Source organism: Virgibacillus necropolis (assembly GCF_044793635.1).
In the GTDB taxonomy this organism is placed as follows: domain Bacteria; phylum Bacillota; class Bacilli; order Bacillales; family Amphibacillaceae; genus Virgibacillus_F; species Virgibacillus_F necropolis_A.
Genome location: NZ_CP084992.1, coordinates 1423830 through 1448503, shown reverse-complemented (window position 1 = coordinate 1448503; position 24674 = coordinate 1423830). Strand labels below are relative to the sequence as shown.

General features: G+C 38.6%; 17 protein-coding genes. 13 read left to right on the top strand and 4 right to left on the bottom strand.

Going from position 1 to position 24674, the window contains the following annotated elements; all coding sequences use genetic code 11:
• Window positions 1-20: 20 nt before the first annotated feature.
• The 5 genes from LG329_RS07045 (at window position 21) to LG329_RS07025 (ending at window position 7704) form a co-directional block, all read left to right on the top strand.
• Complete coding sequence (locus LG329_RS07045; RefSeq protein ID WP_404455174.1) at window positions 21-3437, top strand: glycoside hydrolase family 2 TIM barrel-domain containing protein; 3417 nt, start codon at window positions 21-23, stop codon at window positions 3435-3437.
• Between the two features lie 69 nt (window positions 3438-3506).
• Window positions 3507-4292 (top strand): Nif3-like dinuclear metal center hexameric protein, encoded by a 786-nt coding sequence (locus LG329_RS07040; protein ID WP_404455171.1) that lies wholly within the window; start codon window positions 3507-3509, stop codon window positions 4290-4292.
• A gap of 46 nt (window positions 4293-4338) precedes the next feature.
• Window positions 4339-5478: a glycosyl hydrolase family 8 gene (locus tag LG329_RS07035; RefSeq protein ID WP_404455168.1), complete on the top strand. Its 1140-nt coding sequence runs from the start codon at window positions 4339-4341 to the stop codon at window positions 5476-5478.
• A gap of 24 nt (window positions 5479-5502) precedes the next feature.
• The gene (locus LG329_RS07030) at window positions 5503-6516 is read left to right on the top strand and encodes an endo-1,4-beta-xylanase (protein WP_404455166.1); all 1014 of its coding nucleotides are present in this window, start codon (window positions 5503-5505) and stop codon (window positions 6514-6516) included.
• A 144-nt stretch (window positions 6517-6660) separates the two neighbouring features.
• A complete protein-coding gene (locus LG329_RS07025; protein WP_404456463.1) occupies window positions 6661-7704 on the top strand; it encodes an NAD(P)-dependent alcohol dehydrogenase in 1044 nt (347 codons plus the stop codon).
• 455 nt (window positions 7705-8159) lie between these two features.
• Here LG329_RS07025 and LG329_RS07020 read toward each other — a convergent pair whose 3' ends face one another.
• The 4 genes from LG329_RS07020 to LG329_RS07005 form a co-directional block, all read right to left on the bottom strand.
• Complete coding sequence (locus tag LG329_RS07020; RefSeq protein WP_404455163.1) at window positions 8160-9020, bottom strand: hypothetical protein; 861 nt, start codon at window positions 9018-9020, stop codon at window positions 8160-8162.
• 172 nt (window positions 9021-9192) lie between these two features.
• Window positions 9193-11160 carry a YjhG/YagF family D-xylonate dehydratase gene (locus LG329_RS07015; protein ID WP_404456460.1) on the bottom strand — a complete coding sequence of 656 codons (1968 nt, stop codon included), beginning with the start codon at window positions 11158-11160 and terminating at the stop codon, window positions 9193-9195.
• Window positions 11161-11855: 695 nt separating this feature from the next.
• Window positions 11856-12878: an asparaginase gene (locus LG329_RS07010; protein WP_404455160.1), complete on the bottom strand. Its 1023-nt coding sequence runs from the start codon at window positions 12876-12878 to the stop codon at window positions 11856-11858.
• Between the two features lie 24 nt (window positions 12879-12902).
• Complete coding sequence (locus LG329_RS07005; protein WP_404455158.1) at window positions 12903-14564, bottom strand: peptide ABC transporter substrate-binding protein; 1662 nt, start codon at window positions 14562-14564, stop codon at window positions 12903-12905.
• A 272-nt stretch (window positions 14565-14836) separates the two neighbouring features.
• Between LG329_RS07005 and LG329_RS07000 the strand changes: the two genes are divergently transcribed.
• The 8 genes from LG329_RS07000 to LG329_RS06965 all read left to right on the top strand — a co-directional run bounded on the left by LG329_RS07000 (window position 14837) and on the right by LG329_RS06965 (window position 24525).
• Window positions 14837-16195, top strand: coding sequence for a GntP family permease (locus LG329_RS07000; RefSeq protein WP_404455156.1), 1359 nt, complete (start codon window positions 14837-14839; stop codon window positions 16193-16195).
• 432 nt (window positions 16196-16627) lie between these two features.
• A complete protein-coding gene (locus LG329_RS06995) occupies window positions 16628-18037 on the top strand; it encodes an amidohydrolase (RefSeq protein ID WP_404455154.1) in 1410 nt (469 codons plus the stop codon).
• Window positions 18038-18266: 229 nt separating this feature from the next.
• Entirely contained in the window at window positions 18267-18551 is a 285-nt protein-coding gene (locus LG329_RS06990) for a YhdT family protein (RefSeq protein ID WP_404455151.1), read from the top strand.
• A complete protein-coding gene (gene panF, locus LG329_RS06985) occupies window positions 18551-20017 on the top strand; it encodes a sodium/pantothenate symporter (protein WP_404455149.1) in 1467 nt (488 codons plus the stop codon). Before LG329_RS06990 ends, panF begins: the two co-directional genes overlap by 1 nt.
• The gene (locus tag LG329_RS06980; protein ID WP_404455146.1) at window positions 20014-21243 is read left to right on the top strand and encodes a M20 family metallopeptidase; all 1230 of its coding nucleotides are present in this window, start codon (window positions 20014-20016) and stop codon (window positions 21241-21243) included. Before panF ends, LG329_RS06980 begins: the two co-directional genes overlap by 4 nt.
• Window positions 21243-22298, top strand: a complete 1056-nt coding sequence (locus LG329_RS06975; RefSeq protein WP_404455143.1) for a tartrate dehydrogenase — start codon at window positions 21243-21245, stop codon at window positions 22296-22298. The genes LG329_RS06980 and LG329_RS06975 overlap by 1 nt, the downstream gene beginning before the upstream one ends.
• A gap of 16 nt (window positions 22299-22314) precedes the next feature.
• A complete protein-coding gene (locus tag LG329_RS06970) occupies window positions 22315-23061 on the top strand; it encodes an SDR family NAD(P)-dependent oxidoreductase (protein ID WP_404455140.1) in 747 nt (248 codons plus the stop codon).
• A gap of 15 nt (window positions 23062-23076) precedes the next feature.
• Window positions 23077-24525, top strand: a complete 1449-nt coding sequence (locus LG329_RS06965; protein ID WP_404455137.1) for an aldehyde dehydrogenase family protein — start codon at window positions 23077-23079, stop codon at window positions 24523-24525.
• The last annotated feature ends 149 nt before the right edge of the window (window positions 24526-24674 follow it).

Below are 24674 nucleotides of genomic sequence, written 5' to 3'. Positions count from 1 at the left end.
AGAAAGTGGGTTTATCAAACATGAATAAGAAAGTACTTTTTAATAATGGATGGGAATTCGCAAAAAGCAACCTGGAATTTACGGATAGTACAACTTTGGAATTTGAATCGGTTGATCTGCCTCATGATTGGCTTATCTATAATACATTAAATCTATATGAAAACAGTATAGGTTGGTATCGTAAGAAGTTTACATGTACAACAGAAGAAAGAGAGCAGATTCTCCTATGTTTTGATGGAGTTTACATGGATTCTTCTTTATATATCAATCAAAAGTTTGTTGGTGAATGGAAATACGGTTACTCCTCTTTTGAGCAGGACATAACGGATGCGGCTGTGGAAGGGGAAAATGAAATTCTCGTGAAAGTAGTGTTCCAAAGCCCAAATAGTAGATGGTACTCAGGTGCTGGAATATATCGTAATGTATGGCTGAAGTCAAGAAGCGAAAATCATATTGTAACGGATGGAATTTACGTAACAACCAATCAGCAGGATGATGGATGGCAAGTCGAAGTCGACACAGAAATTAATAGCCATGAACATGTACAACTCTCCCATAAAATCATGTACAAAGGGCAGGAGGTTGCTACAACTTCAGAAAAGATTGAAGCAGGAAGCGATTTTAATCGACAAACACTATTTCTAGAAGATCCTTTGCTATGGCATACAGATGAGCCTAATCTTTATCAGCTTAAAACTGAATTACAGCTAGTTAATCAGAATTTGGAAGAAATTGAATCGGTATCTCAGAATATTGGATTTCGAACAACCAGCCTTGATCCCAATCAAGGTTTCCAACTAAACGGTAAAAAGATGAAGTTAAACGGGGTTTGTGAACACCATGATTTAGGAGCCTTGGGAGCCGTGTTTAATAAAACGGCCCTTAAAAGAAGGTTTGAGATATTGAAAGATATGGGTGTAAATGCTATTCGCACAGCCCACAATATGCCCGCCGCAGAATTAATGGATTTAGCAGATGAGATGGGATTGCTTGTCGTTACGGAAGCTTTTGATATGTGGGAAAGATCAAAAACGCCTTATGATTACGCAAGGTTTTTTAAAGATTGGGCACATATCGATGTGAAAAATTGGGTAATGCGTGATCGAAATCACCCGAGTTTGCTGCTGTGGAGTATAGGAAATGAAATTTATGATACGCATGCAGATGAGCGAGGGCAAGAACTAACAAGAATGCTAATGGAGTTTGTCCAAAAATATGATCCGAAAGAAAATGCGGGAATTACCATTGGGTCCAATTATATGCCTTGGGAAAATGCGCAAAATTGTGCAGATCTAGTTAAGATAGCCGGGTATAATTATGCAGAAAAATATTATCAAAAACATCATGAGGAACATCCGGAGTGGATTATCTATGGTAGTGAAACATCCTCCGTTGTACAAAGTAGGGGCATTTATCATTTCCCTTATGAAAAGTCGATTCTCGCAGATGATGATGAACAGTGTTCTGCACTAGGAAATAGTTCAACAAGTTGGGGAGCAAAGTCAGCGGAAGCTTGTATTATAGCAGAAAGAGATACACCTTTTTCACTTGGGCAATTTCTCTGGACTGGATTTGACTATATCGGTGAACCAACACCTTATCATACGAAAAACGCGTATTTTGGACAGATTGATACAGCTACTTTTAAGAAAGATTCGTATTATATCTACCAAGCGGCATGGACTGATTATAAGAAAAAACCAATGGTGCATATTCTTCCTTATTGGGATTTTAATGAAGGGCAAATGATTGATGTACGAGTTTGCTCCAACGCGCCTAAAATTGAACTGCAGCTCAATGGTAGTCAAATAGGAACGCATGATATTGACCATAAACATGGAACAGAACTTGTTGGATGGTGGAAGGTCCCTTATGAGCAAGGTGTATTAAAAGCAATCGCATATGATGAAAACGGTGAAGTGATTGCTACAAATGTAAGAAAATCCTTTGGTGATGCGAAAAAAGTACGTTTGCATGCGGATAAGAAAAAGCTTACGGCAGATGGTACGGATTTGCTTTTTGTGGAAATTAATATGGAAGATGAAAATGGTAATCCGGTAGAGAATGCGAATAATCGCGTTTCTGTCAATGTTACTGGCGAAGGTCGCTTGATTGGTCTGGATAATGGGGATAGCACGGATTATGATCAATATAAAGGGATTAGTAGACGATTGTTCAGTGGGAAGTTAATGGCTGTTATAGGATCAACTTTAGAACCCGGTTCGGTCCAAATTGAGGTGATTTCCGAAGGCTTAGAAGGTCAGAAGGTAGAAGTTGAGTCTGTTCCAGTCAAGGATGGCGCTGTAGAAGGGGTATCTGTAAATGAGGAGAATCAACATTTACCAATAGTTATGGGAAAAGAGGAAGAAATACCGCTTCGTAAACTAGAAATTATCAGCGATTTTGGACAAGTGTTTGATGAATCAAATAAAGAGAAGGTCGTGCGAGCAAAATTATACCCTGAAGATACTTCTTACCATGAAGTAGAGTGGAGTGTCGTGAATGATGTAGGGATTGCATCAAACATTTCAAAGGTTGAAACGAATGGCCATGAAGCGAAGGTAACAGCGCTGGGTGATGGAGAATTCCGCCTTCGTTGTACGAGTAAGAATGGTACGGACAGAACCAAATTAATTTCTGAGTTAGAATTTACGGCAGAGGGCCTTGGTACAGCTTACAAAGACCCATATGGATTTATATTTGGGGGACTCTATGATTATAGTAAAGGGGAAGTTGGAAACGGAAATGAAAGAGGCTTAGCAACAAGTAGAGATGGAGAAACGCAAGTAGGTTTTCGTGAAGTTAATTTTGGTACGTATGGGTCTGACACCATTACGATTCCGATTTTTGCCTTATCAAGTGAGGAGTATTCTCTGCAAATTTGGGAAGGGATGCCTGATGAAGAAGGAAGTGAATTACTAGCGGATGTAATCTATCAAAAGGAATCCAAATGGAATGTGTACCAAGAAGAAACCTATCGCTTGTCAAAGAGACTTCAAGGTATTACGTCGATTTGTTTCGTCCTGAATCAGAAAGTACATATCAAAGGGTTCTCTTTTGAAAAGAAAAATAGAGCCTTTGAACGAAATTCAGCTGTAGAATGTGACCATATCTATGGGGACACGTTTTCAATAACAGAAAATAGTGTCGAAGGTATAGGAAATAACGTTTCGCTAGAGTTTGAACAAATGGACTTTACTAGCGAAGGGACTACGAAACTATTAATTAACGGTAAATCGCCTATCGATAAGAATACGATCCATGTGCGATTTGCTAGTGAAGAAGGCGAGAATAATCAAATCGTAGAGTTCCAGAAAACTGACGGATATGAAGAACGAGTATTTGAACTGGAAAAAATAACAGGAATACAAAAAGTAACATTCGTATTCCTTCCAGGAAGTAATTTCGATTTTGGCTGGTTCCGTTTTGAAAGATAGGGAATTTCACGAGAGTACGAATGGATGTAACCGACAACGCCTTTAGTATGTAAAAAAGGATGTGACAGTGTGGGAATTACCATACAAGAAGTAATTAATCGACTAACTAGACCGGTGGGAGTTATTGAAAATACAGTCGATACATTAAAATTTGGCTCTCCAGGTACAGAAGTAACAGGAATTGCTGTGTCATTTATGCCTACGTACAATGTCATTAAAAAAGCGAACGAACTGGGATCAAACCTTTTAATTACACACGAAGGGGTATTTTACAGCCACTGGGATAATGATGAGTTCGAGCAACGTCAGGTTTATGATGATAAATACAAACTAATAAACGATTCAGGTATTGCAATTTATCGTTTTCACGATTATTGGCATCGCTATCAGCCTGATGGTATTATGCAAGGTTTGCTTCAATCGCTTGAGTGGGAGTCATACGTTGAAAAGAATCAAGCGACTGCGACAGTTTTAACGATACCTTCAATGACTGTTGAAGAAATCGCAGCGTACGTAAAACGTAAACTAGGAATTGATTTTGTACGTTCTGTGGGGGAGACATCCATGCCATGTACCCGAATTGGTTTATTGGTAGGGTATAGGGGATCTAATGCCATTTCACTTTTTGAAAATGAAAATCTTGATTTAGTCATTTATGGTGAAGGACCTGAATGGGAGACGCCAGAATATGTACGGGATTCTATTTGCTTTGGGAAAGACAAGTCATTAATTGTACTAGGTCATGCGGAAAGTGAAGAACCTGGTATGAAATATCTAACAGAGGTACTGGACGAGATATTTCCCAGCATTCCCATACATTTTGTCCCAGTCCAACAAAATTTCCAAGTACTATAATAACATCTCATTTAAATTAAACTGTTTTAGTGGAGGGTTTACTATAATGAACAAGGCCGCTTTTCACAAGAGCCAATATAGAAACTTATTAAAGGAATATGGGTATTCAGAGGAAGAAATTTTGAAAAGAATTGATGAAACATGGGACAAACTATTTTCTGATGAACATGAAGAAACGCAAATATACTATACAGTTGGGGACGATGAAGCTTACATGCTAGATACAGGAAATATAGATGTTCGTACTGAAGGAATGTCATATGGAATGATGATGGCTGTACAGCTGAACAAACAGGATGTTTTTGATCGGCTTTGGAAATGGACTTATAAGAATATGTACATGACAGAAGGAGAAAATGCTGGCTATTTTGCATGGTCATGTAACACGGATGGCTCAAAACGTTCTTATGGTCCAGCGCCAGATGGAGAAGAATATTTTGCGTTGGCATTATTTTTTGCTTCACATCGCTGGGGAGATGGTAGTCAACCATTTAATTACAGTGAACAAGCAAAAGATCTGTTGCACACATGTATCCATAAAGGGGAAGAGGGTTTAGGATATCCGATGTGGAATCCAGAAAACAAACTGATTAAATTTGTACCAAACGTAGAGTTTTCTGATCCATCCTATCATTTACCACACTTTTATGAACTGTTTTCATTATGGGCTTATCCAGAAGATAGACAGTTTTGGAAAGATGCTGCCGGTGCAAGTAGGGAGTACTTAAGAATTGCTTGTCATCCTGATACGGGGCTAGCACCAGAATATGCTTATTATGATGGGACGCCAAATGATGATAATGGTTACGGTCACTTTTATAGCGATTCTTATCGCGTCGCTTGTAATATAGGCTTGGATTACGAGTGGTTTGGAGACGGAAAGTGCCCTACTGAAATAACAGGAAAAATACAGCAATTTTTTGTCGATAAAGACCCTTCTGATTTCCGTCGATATACCGTAGCTGGAGAGCCCTTTCAGGAAAAGTCTCTACATCCTGTTGGGTTAGTTGCTTCAAATGCAATGGCTTCACTGGCAACAACAGGTCCCAATGCCCGAAAGTGTGTAGAGTTATTCTTGGATACGCCATTACGTAAGGGTGGGAGAAGGTATTACGATAATTGTCTCTATTTATTTTCGCTGTTGGCCATAAGTGGGAACTTTAAAATTTGGATGCCAAGAAAGTAATTAACGTTTAAGGAGAGGTTTTAGATGTCAGATCATAAAAATGGCAAGGAAATACCTTCACTTCATAAGGTGTATCAAGATTACTTCCATATTGGTGCAGCAGTGAACCCTATGACGCTGAATTCGGAGCAAGAGATAATTAAAAAGCATTTTAGTAGTATTACAGCAGAAAATGAAATGAAATTTGAGGCTCTACACCCAGAGGAGGACCGTTTCACGTTTGAAACTGCTGATAAGATTCTTTCGTTTGCGAAAGAGAATGGGAAAAGTGTTCGAGGTCATACATTAGTGTGGCATAACCAGACATCCGATTGGATATTCACGGACGCTAACAGGAAATTAGTAGATAGGCAAACACTGTTAAAACGAATGGAAAGACACATTACAACAGTAATGGAAAGATATAAGGGACAAATCTACAGCTGGGATGTCGTTAATGAAGCAGTAACAGATAGTGGCAAAAATATACTTAGAGATTCAAAGTGGTTATCTATTATTGGAGATGATTTTATAGATAAAGCCTTTGAATATGCTCATCAGGCAGACCCTGATGCTGCACTTTTCTATAATGATTACAATGAATCCAATCCTGAAAAACGTGATAAAATTTTCAAGTTGGTTAAGGGGTTAGTAGACAAGGGAGTACCAATTCATGGTATTGGTATGCAAGCGCATTGGAATTTAACAGGTCCATCTTATGATGAAATAAGAAAAGCTATAGAAAAATATGCTTCTTTAGGCATGAAAATACAAATCACAGAGATGGATGTATCTGTCTTTAACTTTAATGATAAACGTACACATTTTACTGAACCAACAGAGGAAATGAAAGTACTGCAAGCAGAACGTTACCAAGGGTTTTTTAAGTTATTCAGAGAATACGCTGACGTCATTACATCTGTTACTTTTTGGGGAGCAACAGACGAATACACATGGTTAGATAACTTTCCAGTAAAAGAGAGAAAAAATTGGCCATTTGTTTTTGATGTAAATCATATGCCGAAAAACTCCTTTTGGAAGATTGCAGATTTCAACTGATTAACAGGTGAAAATGTCCGTACAGGGTGAAGCAAGAAGATAGTCTTATAACCTAAGGATGAACAAGATTTCTTCCTTAGGTTAATTTAATGAGGGGAAAGGATAGGGTATCCTGTGGTCGAAAAGCTTAAAGTACCAAAATCAATGAAAGCGGCAGTAATGAATAAACCATTAGAAATTGAAATAAAGGAAATTCCTATACCAACCGTTAAGGAAGATGAAGTTCTAGTGAAGGTAATGGCGGTAGGAATCTGTGGATCAGATATACATTATTATGAGCACGGAAAGATTGGTAGATATGTAGTCGAGAAACCAATTATTTTAGGACATGAATGTGCAGGTGTCGTTGCACAAGTTGGTAAAAAGGTATCAAAGTTTAAAATAGGAGACCGTGTTGCCATCGAACCAGGCATCACCTGTGGCAGATGCAGCTACTGCAAAGAAGGTAGATACAATCTTTGTCCTGAAGTAGAATTCTTAGCAACACCACCAGTTGATGGTGCTTTCGTTCAGTATATTAGTCACCGGGAAGATTTTTTGTTTCCAATACCTGATAATTTATCTTTTGAAGAATCTGCATTAAATGAACCTTTTTCAGTAGGTATTCATGCGTGTAAACGTGTGAATTTGCAGCCAGGTTCTACTGTAGCAATTATGGGAATGGGGCCAGTTGGCCTAACAGCAATTGCTGCTGCAAAAGCATTTGGAGCATCGACGATTATTGTAACTGATTTGGAAGAAAAACGTTTAGAAGCTGCAAAAAGAATGGGTGCTACACAAACAATTAATATTCGTGAAGAAGACCCAATTCAAGCTGTAAAACAGCTAACTAATGATGTGGGGGTTGATGCTGCTTTTGAAACGGCGGGTAATCCTAAAGCATTACAAGCTGCGCTGTCCGTTGTTAAGCGTGGTGGCAAGTTAGCAATTGTTGGACTACCTCCACAAGATGAAATTGGCGTAAATGTTCCATTGATAGCTGATAATGAGTTGGACGTCTATGGAGTATTCAGATATTCCAACACGTATACGCAAGGAATGGACTTTATATCGCGAGGTATTGCTGATATGAGGTCATTAATAACAGATCGGTATCCACTGGAGAAAACGATGGAAGCAATGGAAAAAGCAAGGGTTAATAAGAAAGAGAGTATTAAGGTGATGGTTTATCCGAATGGAATGCCTTAGGTTGTTTAATGCCGCAGTGGAAATATACTCGCTTTCACCACTCCGGGTACAAGTGCGACATCTACTCAAACTCACGTTGTTCGCTTTTCGTAGTGTCTTCTTTGCCGCCGGGGAAGCCGCAAGCCTCCTCAGCTCTTACGAAAAGCGGAGGCGACTGCTCTGCGGCGTACAAATAGATAGGCATGTGAACAGTAGGGTGATTTGTCCCTACTTTCATCATGACTAACTATTTGCTAGGCGCTAGGAGCCGTAGCTAGACACTCGTACCTCGCATAGCTAAGGTCTTGCGTAGCTTACTCTTCCCGCAGGAGTCTCGCATATTTCCACTGCTGATGTGCATTCATCTTCCTAGACAGTAACAATTTTTAATAACAACAAACATTTAGAAAACAGACTTTCTAAATGTGGTAAAGGGCCATACAACAGCTGAAAGTAGTTGTTGTATGGCCCTAAGGTTACTCATTTTCGTTTGTTAACTCCAAAATTAATTTCATCGCATTGTCTTTATGTTTAGCATCTGCTCTAACAGCAATAACCTTTTCATCCTTACTTACTTGTATTCCCTCGAAGAAAGATGTGTCTGTTATTTCAACCCCATATAAATGTTTAGTCGAACTTTCTATTGTTTCCGCATAAATCATCTCTTTGCTGTCTAAGAAATTTTTAAGAGATGGTTCTAATTGATCTAGGGGCTGAAACATTCCACTATTTACATGACGATTGAAATTCTCCTTATCCATAATGTATATATCTGGCTTACTAGTTGCAAATAGTACAGCATTTTTTCCTTGGTAACTAACATCCATAGAATCATCAACCTTAGTAATTAGGTGGTTCAAGGTTATTGTTACTCGATCCCAGGAAGGAATTACTTCCAAGACATTTTCAGACAATATAGTTGTGTTTGTTTCGGGACTGAAGTACCCACCATATAGCATAATGCTTAGGTTTTCTGGTGGCAGGGATGCCAATGCTTTCTCATCCTGACGATGATCAACGACAGCCTGGACAATGGAACCGCATACAATAATAAGAATGATGACAACAAGCATATGAATCTTATAATAGCGGAAGAAATGTTCCACTCTTTCCCGAAACGAATCAAACTCCTGCGGGGATTTTGAACCATATTCTTTGTATGATTTAATTACATTGTAGGCATCTGTTATTAACTCAAAATCAAAGGGCTTCTCTGTTCCAGTTTGGCTTTGGTGTGCATTATCCCGTCTAACCCAGGTCATGTATTGGTTCTCTATTTCATTTTCCGTAGCATTTTCTGAAACACCTAATACTTTATATGCTTCTTGCAGGTCCAATTAAAAGTCCCTCCTCATGTTGATAAAAAATCCACTACTACAAAGATAACTTATAATGAAGGTCTTTGCACTACAAGTTTTGTACTAATTATCGTTGGCTTGAAATGGTACCTATGGTAACCAAAAAGGATCTCCATTATAAACATAATGGGAATCCTTTTTACGTAAACTTTTACTTATTTTCAATAGGATTTTTACTTAAAGCTTCCTCTCCAGCTTTCAATACTTTAATAATCCGATCAACGTCATAAATGCTGCCTTTCCAAGTTCCTCCACTTACTTTTTGTAATTCAGCCCATAAACGGGTATCATCTGGAAGATTAGGGGAAGGTTTTATTTGCTTGTTTTGTTGTCTGCGATTAAGTATTTGGCTTCCCTCATCAGGAGAAACTTCCTTTTCTTTTGTTCCTAGAAAATGGAGGTGCCCAGTGAGGTTAGTCGCATCGATTCTAACTTCAATTATATCTCCTGTTTGTAATTTACCAATCGGACCGTTTGCTAGACCTTCTGGACCAATATGACCAATGCAAGCCCCCGTAGAAACCCCGGAAAAACGTGCATCTGTTAATAGAGTCACAAATTTTCCATAGGATAAATGCTTTAGTGCAGAAGTAACTTGATAGGTTTCTTCCATTCCTGTTCCAAGTGGACCGCAACCGGTAAGGACCATAATATCGCCTTCTTGAATATCCCGATTTTTTATTGCTTCTATTGCATCCTGTTCATTCGTAAATACTTTTGCTTCACTTTTGTGATAATAAACACCCATCTCGTCTAGTCTTTCAGGGTCAATTGATGTGGACTTGATTACTGCCCCATCAGGTGCGATATTTCCTGTAGGGAAAGTGAAAGTTGATGTTAAGCCTCGTTCTTGAGCTTGATCAGGTGACATGATTACCTGGTCTGCTTCTAGTCCATCGGCTTCTTTTAATCTTTCCTTCATTTTCACTCTCCGTTCCGATTGTTCCCACCAGTTAAGGTTTTCACGCAAGGTCTTTCCAGTTACAGTCATGACATCCTCATCCAATAACCCTAATGGACGTAGATATAACATTACCTCCGGAACACCACCAGCCAAAAATGCCCGAATCGTTGGATGATAGTCAGGGCCGTTCGGAAGTACACTAACAAGTCTAGGTGTTTTTCTATTTATTTCATTCCAATCTTCAACAGTTGGTATATAGCATCCAGCTGCATGTGCAATCGCAGGAATGTGAAGTAGTAGATTGGAAGATCCACCAAATGCTGCATGGATCACCATTGCATTTCTAATCGAAGCATCGGTAATGATATCTTTCGTATTTATGTTTTGATTTTCCATTGCTATTACAGCTCGTGCTGATTGTCTGGCCATTTCTTTCCAAACCTCTTGCCCGGATGGTGCTAATGCGGAATGCGGGATCGAAAGGCCGAGTGCTTCACTAACCACTTGGGCTGTAGCGGCCGTTCCTAGAAATTGGCATCCACCACCTGAAGTTGCACAAGCCCGACAGCCTAGTTCAGATGCTTCTTTTAGACTAAGTTCATCATTGGAATATCTAGCACCAATTGTTTGAACTTTTCCAGCATCTTCTCCGTATAAAGGAGGAAGCGTTACGCCACCTGGAATTACAACAGTAGGCAACTCATGCATTGATGCTAGTGCAATCATCATCGCAGGTAACCCCTTATCACAGGTAGCAATTCCAATGACAGCTTCTCTTGTTGGTAAAGAACGTATTAAACGTCGGTAAACCGTAGCCGCATCATTACGATATGGAAAGGAATCATACATCCCGGTGGTTCCTTGTGACCTGCCATCACACGGATCACTGACATAAGCGGCAAAAGGGATACCTAGGTGGTTACTCACTTCTCCAGCAGCTTCTTTCATTAGAATATCAACTTCCCAATGGCCGGTATGATACCCTAATGCGATTGGGTCACCATTCGAGTCTTTTATACCTCCCTGTGTGCTTAACAACAATACTTGTTTACCATTTAAATTAGTAGGTTTCCATCCCATTCCAACATTTTGAGATAAACCAAATAAATTACCACTAGGAGAATTTCGAAGCATTTGATCCGTAAGTGGAAGTTTGCCTTGAGGCCCAGATGCAGTTGTTTTAATGTCATATATAGTAGAAGCTTCGAATCGCATTAGTTCATCCAATGAGTTTTCCAAATAATCATCTCCCTATTTTTTTAATAAATTTCGCAAACATAAGTCTATAAAATTATGTATTAGAGTAGTAAAAGTGTGAAGCGCTTTCATTGTATATATTGAAAAGTATAAATTGTTTGCAAATTAAAGTCAATAATACGGAATGAGGTTTTATATTGTAAAACTGGTAGTTGTTTGTCGATTTCCGATATTAGGTGAATGTTGCCGAGTAATAGAGTGGGGTGATCAAGGGACCAGGTAACCGAAACCAGGTTTAAAGATAATAGTAGAATATTATACTAAACAAGGAATTGACGGTCACCCCGCCAATTCCTTGTTTAGTGTTTCATGTACATCTATGACCAATCTTAATATAAAGGCTCTTTTCATACGCATTGTTGCTTTTCATCATCGTAGTTGATATATATTGCGACGTAAGTGCTATTGATTTCCGCTGCGGACAGTTGCTTTCCGCGGGCACGGCTTCAGCCTCCTCGCGGAAGACCACCGCTGCGGGGTCTTCAGACTCGTGCTGTTCCCGCAGGAGTCAACGGTCCTCCGCTCCAATCAACTGCCGTAATAGTGAAGGGAGCAATATAGTACTGCTTCCAGATACCATGTTTCCGGAGCGGTATGCTATGACACAGTTTATATCTATTCTCTTATAAAGCAACAATCTTTGGGAATGCAGCCTAGATAAAATTCAATTCAAATGACGCTTTTATTTCTCCAATCTTTTCTTTTCGTGCATTTAAAACAGGGGCATGGTAATACGTTTCTAGTTGATCCCATACTGATTGGTCACCAATTTTCAACTCATGTAATACTTGCATGGAAGCTACACTGGTTCCTCTGGCATTTCCATCGGCTACTTTTACAGCTACACCGATACCAGTTTGCCGGTCACCAAAACAGTGAACCCCTTCCGCTCCTCCTTTAGCTACTAATCTACCTTGGTATTCTCTCATTAAATCGGTGTCAAATCGATCTGTACCTGCAACCATCTCAGGGAAATTTACCATTGCATTACTAATTTGACCTAAAGCCTTTTTCCTTTTTGGCTCTCCATCATCCCAGTCGTTAGGTGAAGCTGTACGCCCAAAAGCCATCGCTAAATTATAAAGTGGGATCCGGTGAACAGGTACACCACAGCCATCGACAGAGGTCATGATTTTTTCCCTTTCGTAACTGCTTACATCTGAAATGACATCTATAATTTGTTGTTGATAAGGGTGTGATACTTCGCGATAAGTATCCACATCCATATTCTGTTTGACACATCCCGCGAGCATTCCGGAATGTTTTCCAGAGCAATTACTGTAAAAAGGTGTAAGTTCCTTTCCGCTTTTTATCAGCTTGTTATAGCTATCTATATCTCTGGGGATGTGTGTCCCGCACTGAAGATGCTTTTCTTCCAGATGTATTTTATTCAGCACGTCTTCTACTGATTTCCTGTGGAAAGGCTCGCCGCTGTGGCTAGCACAAAACAATGCTAATTCCTTTTCTGTTAGATCGTACTCCTCCAGTGCATGTGACTCTACAATTGGTACAGCTTGCAAGGCTTTCATAGATGACCGGGCAAATGTGAGTCTATGTGGGTCTCCATAATAAGCTAACAAGTCCCCTTTAGCTGTAACTACAGCAATGTGCACATCATGCGTGCTTTCTATATAATCTCCTCGATAAACCTGAATAGGCTTTGATGTATGATTCATATTTCTTCTATCCTTTCTATTGAACTATTCTGTTGGCGCAACTCGTGTCCATTTGTACTCATATTTTGGACCGAATGGTCGGCTAATTACGCCTTCTATTTTAGGCGAGATTAACTGTGAACGGCCACTTTGATACAATGGAGCGACTGTAGCATCTTTGGCTAATATTTTTTCGGCCTTCAGGGAAGCTTCAAAACGTTTAACTGGCTCAAGTGCAAATTCATCTACAGTACTTTTTACTAATTGATCATATTCTTTATTAGAGTATCCCATCTTGTTGTTGCCGCCATCTGTTAACCAAAGATCCAACCATGTATACAGGTCAAGATAGGACGGGCCCCATCCAGCAAGTTCAATATCATAATTCATTGTTGTGTCTGCGTGCAGTCGTTGTTCAAATGGAACTCTTTTTAGTTCAATCGACAATCCAGGAAGGTTCTTTTCCAATTGATTAGCAATATATTCGGTAGTTGTTTTTGTAACTTCACCATCACTAGATAAAAGCTCAAGTTCCACTTTTTCTTTTCCTATTTCTTTTAAGCCTTTTTGCCATAATGCTTGTGCTTTTTCCACATTATATGTAACTAAAGGGCCATTGATTTCACGAAAACCTTTACCTGTTTCAGGATGTTTAGCGAAATTTTGTGGAACAAAACCATTTGAAACAATGGATCCGTCGTTTAACAGTTCGTTAACCATTGATTTTTTATCAATCGCTTTACTCAGTGCTTTCCGAATATTAACATTCGCTAGTGCATCTGAGGTTGTCTGATTGAATTTCAAATAAAACAATGCCGTTTCAGGTGTAACTGCAAAGTCACTATGTGAAGCATATTTATCGACCAGATCTGAAGTTAGATCTACTCGGTCAGCCTTACCAGCTTCATATAAATCGACAGCAGTCTGCGGATCTTTGACAACATCAAATGTCATCTTTTCTACTTGTACCGTTTCTGCATCCCAATATTTCGGGTTCTTTTCTAAATTCCAAGAACTCGCCGTACTTTCCCAATTCGTTAGCTTGAAAGGACCATTAAATAACATCGTATCGGTACTTGTTGCATAGTTCTTACCTTGCTTTTTAATAAATTTCTGATTGAAAGGCATGAATGTACTTCTGGTAGTTAACGATTTGAAATACGGTGTAGGCTTTTCAAGTGTTACGACTAGCATGTGGTCTCCCTTAGCCTTAACGCCTAGTTCATCCAATGTCTTTTCACCTTTATTGATAGCAGTAGCGTTTTTAATGACACCACCCATCAAATACGGTCCATACTCAGATCCAGTATCAGGATTTACCGCGCGCTGCCATGCATAAACGAAGTCATGTGCTGTTACAGGATCCCCGTTTGACCACTTCGCATCATCACGAAGATTAAAAGTCCACGTTAAACCATCTTTGCTTACTGTGTGATCCTTCGCAATCCCTGGTTTTAATTCCAAATTGTCACCAAGGCGGTATAGCCCCTCTTTTGTAGCACCTATAAATTGAAAGGATATTACGTCAGTCCCCATGTGAGCATCCATTGTAGGTATTGTGTCACTACTAAGTAAATGAAGCTCTTTTTTTACTTCCTCATTAGCCTTTGTTTCTTCTTCTGTGCCTGAAGTGTTGGAGCATGCTACGACAAATACACTTAGCAAAAGGGCAAATGATACTAGTGATGATAGTTTTGTTAGTCTCATAGTGTTAATCTCCTTCTATTTTGTATTTTCGGAATATTTTTATACAATAAACCAAATTTTGACACATTTCAATGGGGATTTTGGTGCATGTGTAGGTGCCTGTCGCTTCCCGGTTTTTGTCAATTATTGTCGAATTAGAGAAGGTTAATAAAACTAATAAAAGTAATAAAAGATGTCCTATTATGAATATAGTTACTTATACCAGTTTTTTTTATTGCTTATATGTACGGGATGAATGGTGTAAGATTTTCTAAAATATGAGGGGGGAAAGTATGGATGGATTTGGTCTTATATTATTAATTGTTGCCGGTGTTTTGTTTATTATTTTTGCTACTGCTAAGTTAAAGTTACATCCGTTTCTGTCATTATTATTTGCCGCATTTGCCATTGGGATTTTAGCAGGACTTCCACTGTCAACCGTTATTGAATCTGTAAACAATGGATTCGGTGGATTAATGGGGGGTATTGGTCTAGTAATTGTTTTTGGTACAATTATCGGGGTAATATTGGAAAAGTCAGGTGCAGCATTGCGTATGGCAGAAGTTGTCTTACGAATTGTTGGCGAAAAACGACCACAGATGGCAATGAGTCTCATTGGTGCAATTGTAAGTATTCCAGTATTTTGTGACTCAGGTTATATTATATTATCTTCCTTACAAAAAGCACTTGCAAAACGGGCAAAAGTGACAATAGCTTCCATGGCAATTGCGCTATCAACGGGTTTATTTGCGACACACACATTAGTTCCGCCAACACCAGGACCAATAGCTGCAGCAGGTAATATTGGTGCAGAAGACTTTCTTGGAACAATTATTTTAATGGGTATTATCGTATCCATTCCAGCAATTATTGCGGGTTACCTATGGGCAATGAGAGTAGGAACAAAAATTAAGGTCGAAGGTGAAGATGCGGAACTGACATATGATTATGAAACCATTTTAAAAGAGTTTGGTGAAATGCCATCCACTATTAAATCATTTGCACCAATTGTTATTCCGATTCTATTAATTGGGTTTAGTTCAGTCATCACATTTGCAGGATGGACTGGCACGTTATTTGATATTCTACTGTTCTTAGGATCACCAGTAGTTGCGTTATTAATTGGTGTTCTGTTTGCATTTTTGCTACTGCCAAAGTATAACGAAGAAACACTAACAGAATGGATTGGAGTTGCAATAAAAGAATCAGCACCAATTTTGTTGATTACCGGTGCAGGTGGGGCTTTCGGTTCCGTTATAAAAGCTACTCCAGTTGCCGATTTTATTCAACAATTTGGGGATAGTGCATTTTTTACGGGTGCAATGTTTGTTTTCATTCCGTTCATAATTGCTGCGGCATTGAAATCAGCACAAGGATCTTCAACAGCAGCTTTAGTTATTACATCTTCATTAATAGCACCACTTTTACCGCAATTAGGTATAGAGGGTGCAGTACCGCTTGCTTTAGTAGTAATGGCTGTTGGGTCAGGGGCAATGGTTGTATCACATGTAAATGATAGTTACTTCTGGGTTGTAAAGGAATTCAGTGGCATGTCGGTGACGCAAGCGTATAAAGCTCAGACCGCGGGGACCTTAATACAAGGCATTGTATCGATAGTAGTGACGTTTATTTTGTGGGTTATTTTGGTTTGATAGAATGGTGAAATAAAAATTAAAAGTCTTAAATGAATGCACATGTTCATTTAAGGCTTTTTTAATGGTTTTTAGACAATAGCTCCAAGCTCTTCCTTAGCTGTAACTACTGCATTGTGCACATCATGCGTGCTTTCTATATAATCTCCCGATAAACCTGAATAGACTTTGATGTATTATTCATATTTCTCCTGTCACTTCAAGCATATTAACTATTTATGGGCATTTTCTTTTAACCGAACAATATATCATTACTGATAAAATTTCATAATATATAGATATTTCCCACTACTTGTGATACCATTTTTTAAATAAAAGAGAGAGTTGTGTATACACTTTGAAAATGGTCATCATTTATTCTCTCATAATGTAATAGTTCTATTTAATTATTGAAGTTATCTATACTTCGTCTATTGTATAAGGAGGATATTTATGGATCAGGATATCGAGCAGGAAAATAGTATATTTATGAAATGGATAGATCAAAATGAATCAACTCTAATCGAAGCTTCTGAACAAATTTGGGAATACGCTGAGCTGGGGCTACAAGAATATAAGTCTTCTAAACTGTTAGCAGATATGTTACAAAAAGAAGGGTTTTCCATAGAAATGGGAGTAGCAGGAATGCCGACTGCTTTTGTTGCTACATGGGGAAGTGATAAACCTGTGATCGGAATCTTAGGAGAATATGATGCTCTTCCAGGTTTATCTCAAAAAGTATCAAGTAAAAGAGAGGCAGTGGAAGAAGACGGAAACGGGCATGGATGTGGTCATAATATTTTTGGGGTTGCTGGTGTTGGTGCAGCTATTGCTACAAAAAAGGTGATGGAGGAAGAAAACAAAAAGGGAACGATTAAATTCTTCGGATGTCCAGCAGAAGAAACGATGATAGGAAAAATTCATATGATACGTGATGGTATATTCAAGGATACGGATGTGTGCTTAACTTGGCATCCAGGTGCATTAAATTCGCTTTGGAGTAGCAGTACATTAGCTATGAATTCGGTGAAGTTCACATTTAAAGGTAAAGCATCCCATGCAGCTACTAATCCTGAATCTGGAAGAAGTGCACTAAAAGCTGTTCAACTCATGGATACTGGTGTTCATTTTCTAAGGGAACATATGATTGATGGAGCAAGAATTCATTCTGTAATAACGCATGGAGGGCACGAACCTAATGTTACTCCGGATAGGGCGCAGATTTGGTATTATGTACGTGCTCCATTCCGGCATGATGTGGATTCAATCTATAAACGTGTTTTGAATATTGCGCAGGGTGCCGCATTGATGACAGATACTGATTATGAAGTCGACTTTCTAACTGGTTGCTATAACATGTTGCCAAATAATGTACTTGGTCAAGTTTTATTCAATAATATGAAGAAAGTTGGACCACCACTATTCGATGACCAAGATAAAAACTTAGCTAAGGACCTTGTGAATTCATTTGATGTAGGGACAAAAGAGACGGTTGTAAGGGCTTCCGGTGCACCTTTAGACCTTGTGAATTACAATTTAAATGAAACTATAGTCAAGCCGTATGATGAAGGTAGAATTTTAGCTGGGTCAACTGATGTAGCAGATGTTTCCTGGAATATTCCTACTGCTCAGTTTAATACAGCATGTGTACCGATTGGAACCCCTGTACATTCCTGGCAATTTACAGCCTCAGTAGGCTCAGGGATTGGACATAAAGGAATGTTAATGGCTTCTAAAGTACTTGGTTTAAGTGTTATTGATCTATTGGAAAAACAGGGTTTATTGGAATTGGCTAAAGAAGAATTGGAGCAAGAAATAGCTGTTAAAGGAAAGTATCAATCCCCTCTATCAAATAAATTCTAACCTTATCTACTATAGTAACGATAGATAAGTTTTTTAACACTATACAAGAGCTTATATTCTTCCTGTCATTTTACATTGTGTAACATTTACACGGATTGAGTTTATATAAATGTCTAATGAAATGTAACCGTATTCAATATAAAATACTTAGAATACTCTTAAAAAGTGGAGTGAGATTAGAGGAAAATGCTAGATTACTAGAAACAAGATGATTAGGGAGGATGAGAAGATGAAACAAAATAGTGCCAAAGAAGTAGACCCAAGGTATAAAATTGCTAATCGTGAAGCGCTGATTGGATTAGGTTTGGTAATATTCAACTTTATTTGGTGGTTTAGCTTTGCTTATGGGATGGGTAGCAAACCTGTTGAGGAGTACAGTTATGTATTTGGATTCCCTGCCTGGTTTTTCTATAGTTGTATTGTAGGAACAATTATCATGGCAATTCTGGTTATTATTGTCGTTAAATTCTGGTTTGTTGAGGTTGACCTTGAGGATGAGGAGGGAATTAAATAATGAATTGGGCTGTAATTACACCTTTACTTATATTTTTAGTTGTTATTTTTCTTATCGGATTTTGGGCCAGTAAATATGTTAATACATCGAGTAACTTTTTACAGGAATATTTTCTTGGGAGCAGGGAGTTAGGCGGATTTGTTTTAGCGATGACGATGACTGCAACCTATGGTAGTGCTGGTAGTTTTATTGGTGGTCCGGGTATCGCATATACAGAAGGACTTGGCTGGGTACTACTTGCTATGTCACAGGTAGCTACAGGATATTTTGTATTAATGATTTTAGGAAAGAAATTTGCGATCATGTCTCGAAAATACAATTCAATAACAATGGTAGATTTCTTAAAAGAACGATATAAGAGCAAATGGGTCGTAATCCTTTCGGCATTAAGTATTATTATCTTTTTGTTTTCAGCAATGGCCGCACAATGGGTTGGAGGAGCAAGGTTATTAGAATCATTAACCGGCTTAAACTACACTACAGCATTATTCATATTTGCTGTATCGGTATTAGTCTATGTAGTAATTGGAGGTTTCCGTGCAGTTGCTGTAACTGATGCCGTGCAGGGAGTTGTAATGGTAATCGGAACACTAGTGTTGTTAATTGCTACCGTTATTGCTGGTGGAGGAATATCCAATATTATGGCAGATTTAACAGCTGAGAACCCGAACTTTGTAACACCGTTTGGTTCGGATGCTTCTCTTACGCCTGCCTATGTATCATCATTTTGGATATTGGTAGGGGTCGGAGTCGTTGCCCTTCCGCAAATAGCAGTCAGAGCAATGGCATACAAAAACTCTAAATCGTTGCATCGTGCAATTATTATCGGAACTCTTGTAGTTGGATTTATCATGCTAGGTATGCATTTAATTGGCGTATTTGCCAGACCAACTTTGCCTGGAATTGAAGTAGGCGATAAAGTAATGCCGTTAATAGCATTAGAGGTTTTGCCTTCATGGTTAGCAGGAATTGTATTATCTGCACCACTTGCAGCAATTATGTCAACAGTAGATTCGTTATTAATACTCGTCAGTTCAACAATTATAAAAGATGTTTATTTAAATTATATTGAACCAAAAGCATCGTCCGATAAGGTTAAAAAATTAAGTGTATCCATAACAGCAATCCTAGGTACTATTGTATTCTTAATGGCATTAAATCCACCTAATTTATTGATATGGTTGAACTTATTTGCCTTTGGCGGATTAGAGGCTGCGTTTATTTGGCCTATTGTAATGGGACTTTATTGGAGTAAAGCTAATAAATACGGTGCACTTACTTCAATGGTTCTCGGTATAAGTACATACATTTTATTTGATACGTTTTATCCGCAGCCCTTAGGAATGCATTCTGTAGTACTACCGATTGTCCTATCATTTTTTGCCTTTATAATAGTAAGTTTACTGACACATAAAAGATTGATGAATAATAGTGTTGATCAAATTAAAAGGAGTGCAAATGCATGAATAAAACAGAAATAAATACTACTAGACAAAAACAAGATAGGGAAGATGTAATCTCTTTAACACAAGAATTAGTCCGTATTCCGAGTGTTTATAGACCTGGTGATCCAAATGGTAATGAGGAGAAAGCAGCCAATTTTGTCGCAAACTATTTAAAAAATCTAGGTATTGAAGTGCATATGGAGATGGTTAATCCTGGCAGACCAAACGTAATTGGTATTGTTGACTCTGGCAAACCAGGTAAAACGTTACTTTTTGAAGGGCATACCGATGTGGTTACAGAGGGAAATCACGATGCATGGGAGCTTGATCCTTTCGGTGCTGAGATAGTAGATGGAAGAATGTATGGTAGAGGAACGAACGATACAAAAGGTAATTTGGCATGTATGATCACAGCTGTGCATTCACTTTTACGAAACAAGGAAAAGTGGTCTGGTAAAATCATTCTTTGTATTCCGTGTGATGAAGAAGGATTTATGACTGGAATTAAGCACTTTATAAAACAAGGTTGGGCAGATGATGTAGATGGTGCCATTATTTGCGAGCCAGAGGAAAACCAAGTTTGTATTGCTCAAAGAGGCGCAATGAGAATCGTTATAAATGTATATGGGAAAATGGCTCACGGCGCTATTTCGTGGAGTGGAATTAATCCTAACTGGCGTATGGCAAAGATTATTGTTGCTTTAGAAGAACTGGAAAAGAGTGAACAGGCGCGGTTGGGGAAACATCCGCTGTTAGGGTGGCCAAGTATAACCCCAACCATATTACAAGCACCTTATAAGGGAGATGCACAAATTAACGTTATTCCGGATCATTGCATGACAACATTAGATATACGAACCATTCCAGGGCTTGATCATAAAGAACTAGTTAAAAGTATAGAAGGCATTTTTGAAAAACTTGCCGAAGACGATCCAGACTTTAAAGCAGATTATGAAGTTATCGAAGACCGTCCTGCAACAAATACGGATAAAGAAGACCAAGTTGTTCAAGCGGTAGCAGCTGCCGTTAAAAAAGTAACAACGAAAGAAGCTGTTTATAACGGTGTTCCTGGAGCAACTGATGGTACGTTTTTGCATGTTGCTGGTATTCCAATTGTCACAATTGGAGCAGGTGACAGAGATATTCCGCATCAGATTAACGAATACGTAGATGTGGATGAATTAGCTGAAACTACTGAAATTTACAGGGAAGCTGCATTAACTTTCTTGAATGACGGTGTATCTTAATGAGCACATTTCACCTTGCAGCCTTACCAGGTGACGGCATTGGCAAAGAAGTAATGGTCGAAGCATTGAAATTATTAAGGATGATTGAAAAATATGACCATACGATAGACTTTGAGATTGACGAATATAACTGGAACTCAGAATTCTATTTAAAACATCACAAAATGATGCCGGATAATGGATTAGAAACATTATCGGCGTATGATGCTATCCTGTTCGGAGCAATTGGGGACAAGCGTGTTCCAGACTACATCTCGATATGGGAATTAATCATGCCAATTCGTAAGCAGTTTAAGCAATACATTAATTTCCGACCAATTAAACAGTTGAAAGGAATTAATAGCCCATTAAGTAATTCGCGTGATATTGACTTTACTATTATTCGTGAAAATGCGGAGGGCGAGTATTCAAATATTGGTGGTTCGTTGTTCGATAAAACAGATGATGAACTAGCTGTTCAAAATAGCGTTATGACACGTAAAGGAATTAAGGATGTTACGTCTTTTGCCTTTGAATATGCAACTGATAAAGGTTTATCTAAAGTAACAAGTGCAACAAAGTCCAATGCAATTATTCATTCCATGCGGTTATGGGATAAAGTTGTCCAAGAAGTTGCAGAAGAGTACAAGGATATTAAATTAAATTCTTTTTATATAGATGCCCTGGCTGCATTGTTTGTTCAAAAGCCAGAGACTTTTGAGGTTATTGTCGCTTCTAATTTATTTGGAGACATTCTATCGGATTTAGGTTCCGCACTTGTTGGAGGATTGGGAATTTCGCCATCAGCCAACATTAATCCAACTGGGGAATATCCATCAATGTTTGAACCAGTACATGGCTCTGCACCTGATATCGCTGGAGAAGGTCTTGCCAATCCGATTGCCCAGTTTTGGTCAACAGCGTTAATGCTTGAACATTTAGGGCGTGGAGATATAAGTAAACAAATTTTGCAAGCAATTGAAAGCACTATATTGTCAGGAAAAACAACGCCTGATTTAGGTGGAACTTTAACAACCACAGAAGTGAGTAATGAAATTTTTGCAAGAATGTTTTAGATGAGGAGGATTTGAATTGCGCTTACAAAATAAAACGATTATTGTAACCGGTGCTAATGGTGGTATGGGGTTAGAAACAGTTAAGATCCTTCTTCAGGAAGGAGCTAATGTTATTGCATGTGATATCCATACAAATCAGTTAGTAAAGTTAGAAAATAGTAAGCTAACTATCTATAATGGTAACTTACTTGATGAAGTCCATGTCCAAAACATATTTACCGATACTACAGAACAACACTCGAAAATTGATGGGCTGGTTAACTCAGCAGGAATTGCGCAGCGAGCTACTCCCATTGACGATGTTAGTCTGGATGAATGGAATAAAACGATGGATATAAATATGACTATGCTATTTTTGACGTGCAGGGAAGCAGCAAAGCATATGAAAAAACAACAAAGCGGATCTATTGTTAACGTTGCCTCAATATCTGCTGTAAGGCCTCGTCCAGGATTGCAGGCATATGTTGCATCTAAGGGAGGGGCGGAAAGTTTTACAAGGGCATTAGCGATAGAACTTGCAGAATATAATGTCCGTGTTAATACAGTACACCCAGGTCCATGCGATACAAATATGCTTCAGCAGTTTACAGCAAAAGATGCGGATATTGAAGTTGCTAAAGAAGAAACTTTTCGTAAAAGTGTACCTCTCGGAAAGCTACTTACACCAAGGGACATTGCACAATCTATCTTATTTCTATTAACGGACGAAGCCAATATGATTACAGGTACTGCACTTAACGTAGATGGAGGAAGAGGAATATAAAGAGGGGTGCTTAACATGGTTAATAACAACTTGAGAATGTATATAAATGGGGAATGGGTTTTAAGTCATAACAAGGATGTAATTTCTGTATATAATCCAGCTGATAAAGAACAAATTGCAACCATTCCTCGTGGTGATTATGAAGATATAGATGTGGCAGTGAAAGCAGCAAAAAGAGCTTTTAAAAGTCAAGAATGGCAGGAAACTAATCCACATGAGCGTGGGTATATTCTGCATAGTATGGCACAAAAAATACGGGAAAATAAGGATGAATTTGCGGAGCTTGAAACAACAGATGTTGGTAAGCCGTTATCTCAAGGGTATGCTGACGTTGAAGCTGCAGCAAGATATTTTGAATTTTATGCGGGAGTTGCAGATAAAATAATGGGAGAAACAATTCCAGTTGATCATGGTGTGTTAGATTTTACAGTACGTGAACCCATTGGAGTAACAGCGCACATCATCCCTTGGAATTATCCACTTCAAATCAGTGCTAGAAGTGCAGCGGCCGCAATTGCAACAGGGAATACAGTTGTTATTAAATGCGCTGAGGACACACCTTTGACTGCTCTGAAACTAGCAGAATGCTTTGATGAATCCAGTTTACCATCGGGAGTATTTAATGTGGTGACAGGTTACGGTTATGAAGCTGGTGCTGCTTTAGCTAGTCATCCAGATATTAATCATGTAACGTTTACGGGGTCTGTTCAAACTGGGAAAGCGGTTATGAAAGCAGCAGCTGAAAATGTCGTACCAGTAACATTAGAACTCGGTGGAAAGTCGCCAAATATAGTCTTTAGTGATTGTAATATGGACGAAGCGCTTCAAGGTGTTGTGAAATCCAATATCCAAAATGCAGGTCAAACTTGTTCTGCTGGATCAAGACTTATTGTGGAAGAATCAATAAAAGACACCTTCATCGAAAAACTTAAAACAAAGTTTGAAAACATATCGATAGGTCCAGGATTAAAAGATTTTGATTTAGGACCTATCCTTTCTGAAAAACAGTTTTCCGGAATACAATCGTCCATAAGGCAAGCTGAAGAAGACGGATGTTTAATTTGGGGTGGCAAACAGGTTCAAATTAATGGCCACGAAAATGGTTATTATATGCAACCAACATTAATAACAAATTGTGATCCAAAAAGTAAAATTGCTCAGGAAGAGATATTTGGGCCAGTGCTAACCGTTTTTTCCTTTAAGACTGAAGCGGAAGCGGTTGAACTCGCAAACGGCACAGAATACGGTTTAGTAACTGGAATATGGACCAGTAATATTGGTAAGGCAAATCGTGTCTGGAACAAAGTAGATTCTGGACAGGTTTTCATTAATAATTATGGTGCAGGTGGCGGAATTCAGATGCCATTTGGAGGGTATAAGAAAAGTGGATTCGGCCGTGAAAAAGGGCTTGAGGCGCTGAAGAATTATACGCAAGTAAAAAATGTAGCGGTGAAGTTTGAGTAAGTTTTAGTTGTAGCGGCTTGCTACTCGAAATATACTAAATTATTTATAGCTGTTCTTTCTGATGTGCAAGTTACATGCCATTAGAAGGACGGCTATTTTGTTTGTTAAGAATGTTTATTCAATGTCGTCTTAATTCGGTTTCATCCCTT

Bases quoted from the DNA above. Each gene is read 5' to 3' on its own strand.
- LG329_RS07045 (WP_404455174.1), top strand. From the start codon at position 21: ATGAATAAGAAAGTACTTTTTAATAATGGATGGGAATTCGCAAAAAGC.
- LG329_RS07035 (WP_404455168.1), top strand. From the start codon at position 4,339: ATGAACAAGGCCGCTTTTCACAAGAGCCAATATAGAAACTTATTAAAG.
- LG329_RS07030 (WP_404455166.1), top strand. From the start codon at position 5,503: ATGTCAGATCATAAAAATGGCAAGGAAATACCTTCACTTCATAAGGTG.
- LG329_RS07025 (WP_404456463.1), top strand. From the start codon at position 6,661: ATGAAAGCGGCAGTAATGAATAAACCATTAGAAATTGAAATAAAGGAA.
- LG329_RS07015 (WP_404456460.1), bottom strand. From the start codon at position 11,160: ATGCGATTCGAAGCTTCTACTATATATGACATTAAAACAACTGCATCT.
- LG329_RS07010 (WP_404455160.1), bottom strand. From the start codon at position 12,878: ATGAATCATACATCAAAGCCTATTCAGGTTTATCGAGGAGATTATATA.
- LG329_RS07005 (WP_404455158.1), bottom strand. From the start codon at position 14,564: ATGAGACTAACAAAACTATCATCACTAGTATCATTTGCCCTTTTGCTA.
- LG329_RS07000 (WP_404455156.1), top strand. From the start codon at position 14,837: ATGGATGGATTTGGTCTTATATTATTAATTGTTGCCGGTGTTTTGTTT.
- LG329_RS06995 (WP_404455154.1), top strand. From the start codon at position 16,628: ATGGATCAGGATATCGAGCAGGAAAATAGTATATTTATGAAATGGATA.
- LG329_RS06990 (WP_404455151.1), top strand. From the start codon at position 18,267: ATGAAACAAAATAGTGCCAAAGAAGTAGACCCAAGGTATAAAATTGCT.
- panF (WP_404455149.1), top strand. From the start codon at position 18,551: ATGAATTGGGCTGTAATTACACCTTTACTTATATTTTTAGTTGTTATT.
- LG329_RS06980 (WP_404455146.1), top strand. From the start codon at position 20,014: ATGAATAAAACAGAAATAAATACTACTAGACAAAAACAAGATAGGGAA.
- LG329_RS06975 (WP_404455143.1), top strand. From the start codon at position 21,243: ATGAGCACATTTCACCTTGCAGCCTTACCAGGTGACGGCATTGGCAAA.
- LG329_RS06965 (WP_404455137.1), top strand. From the start codon at position 23,077: ATGGTTAATAACAACTTGAGAATGTATATAAATGGGGAATGGGTTTTA.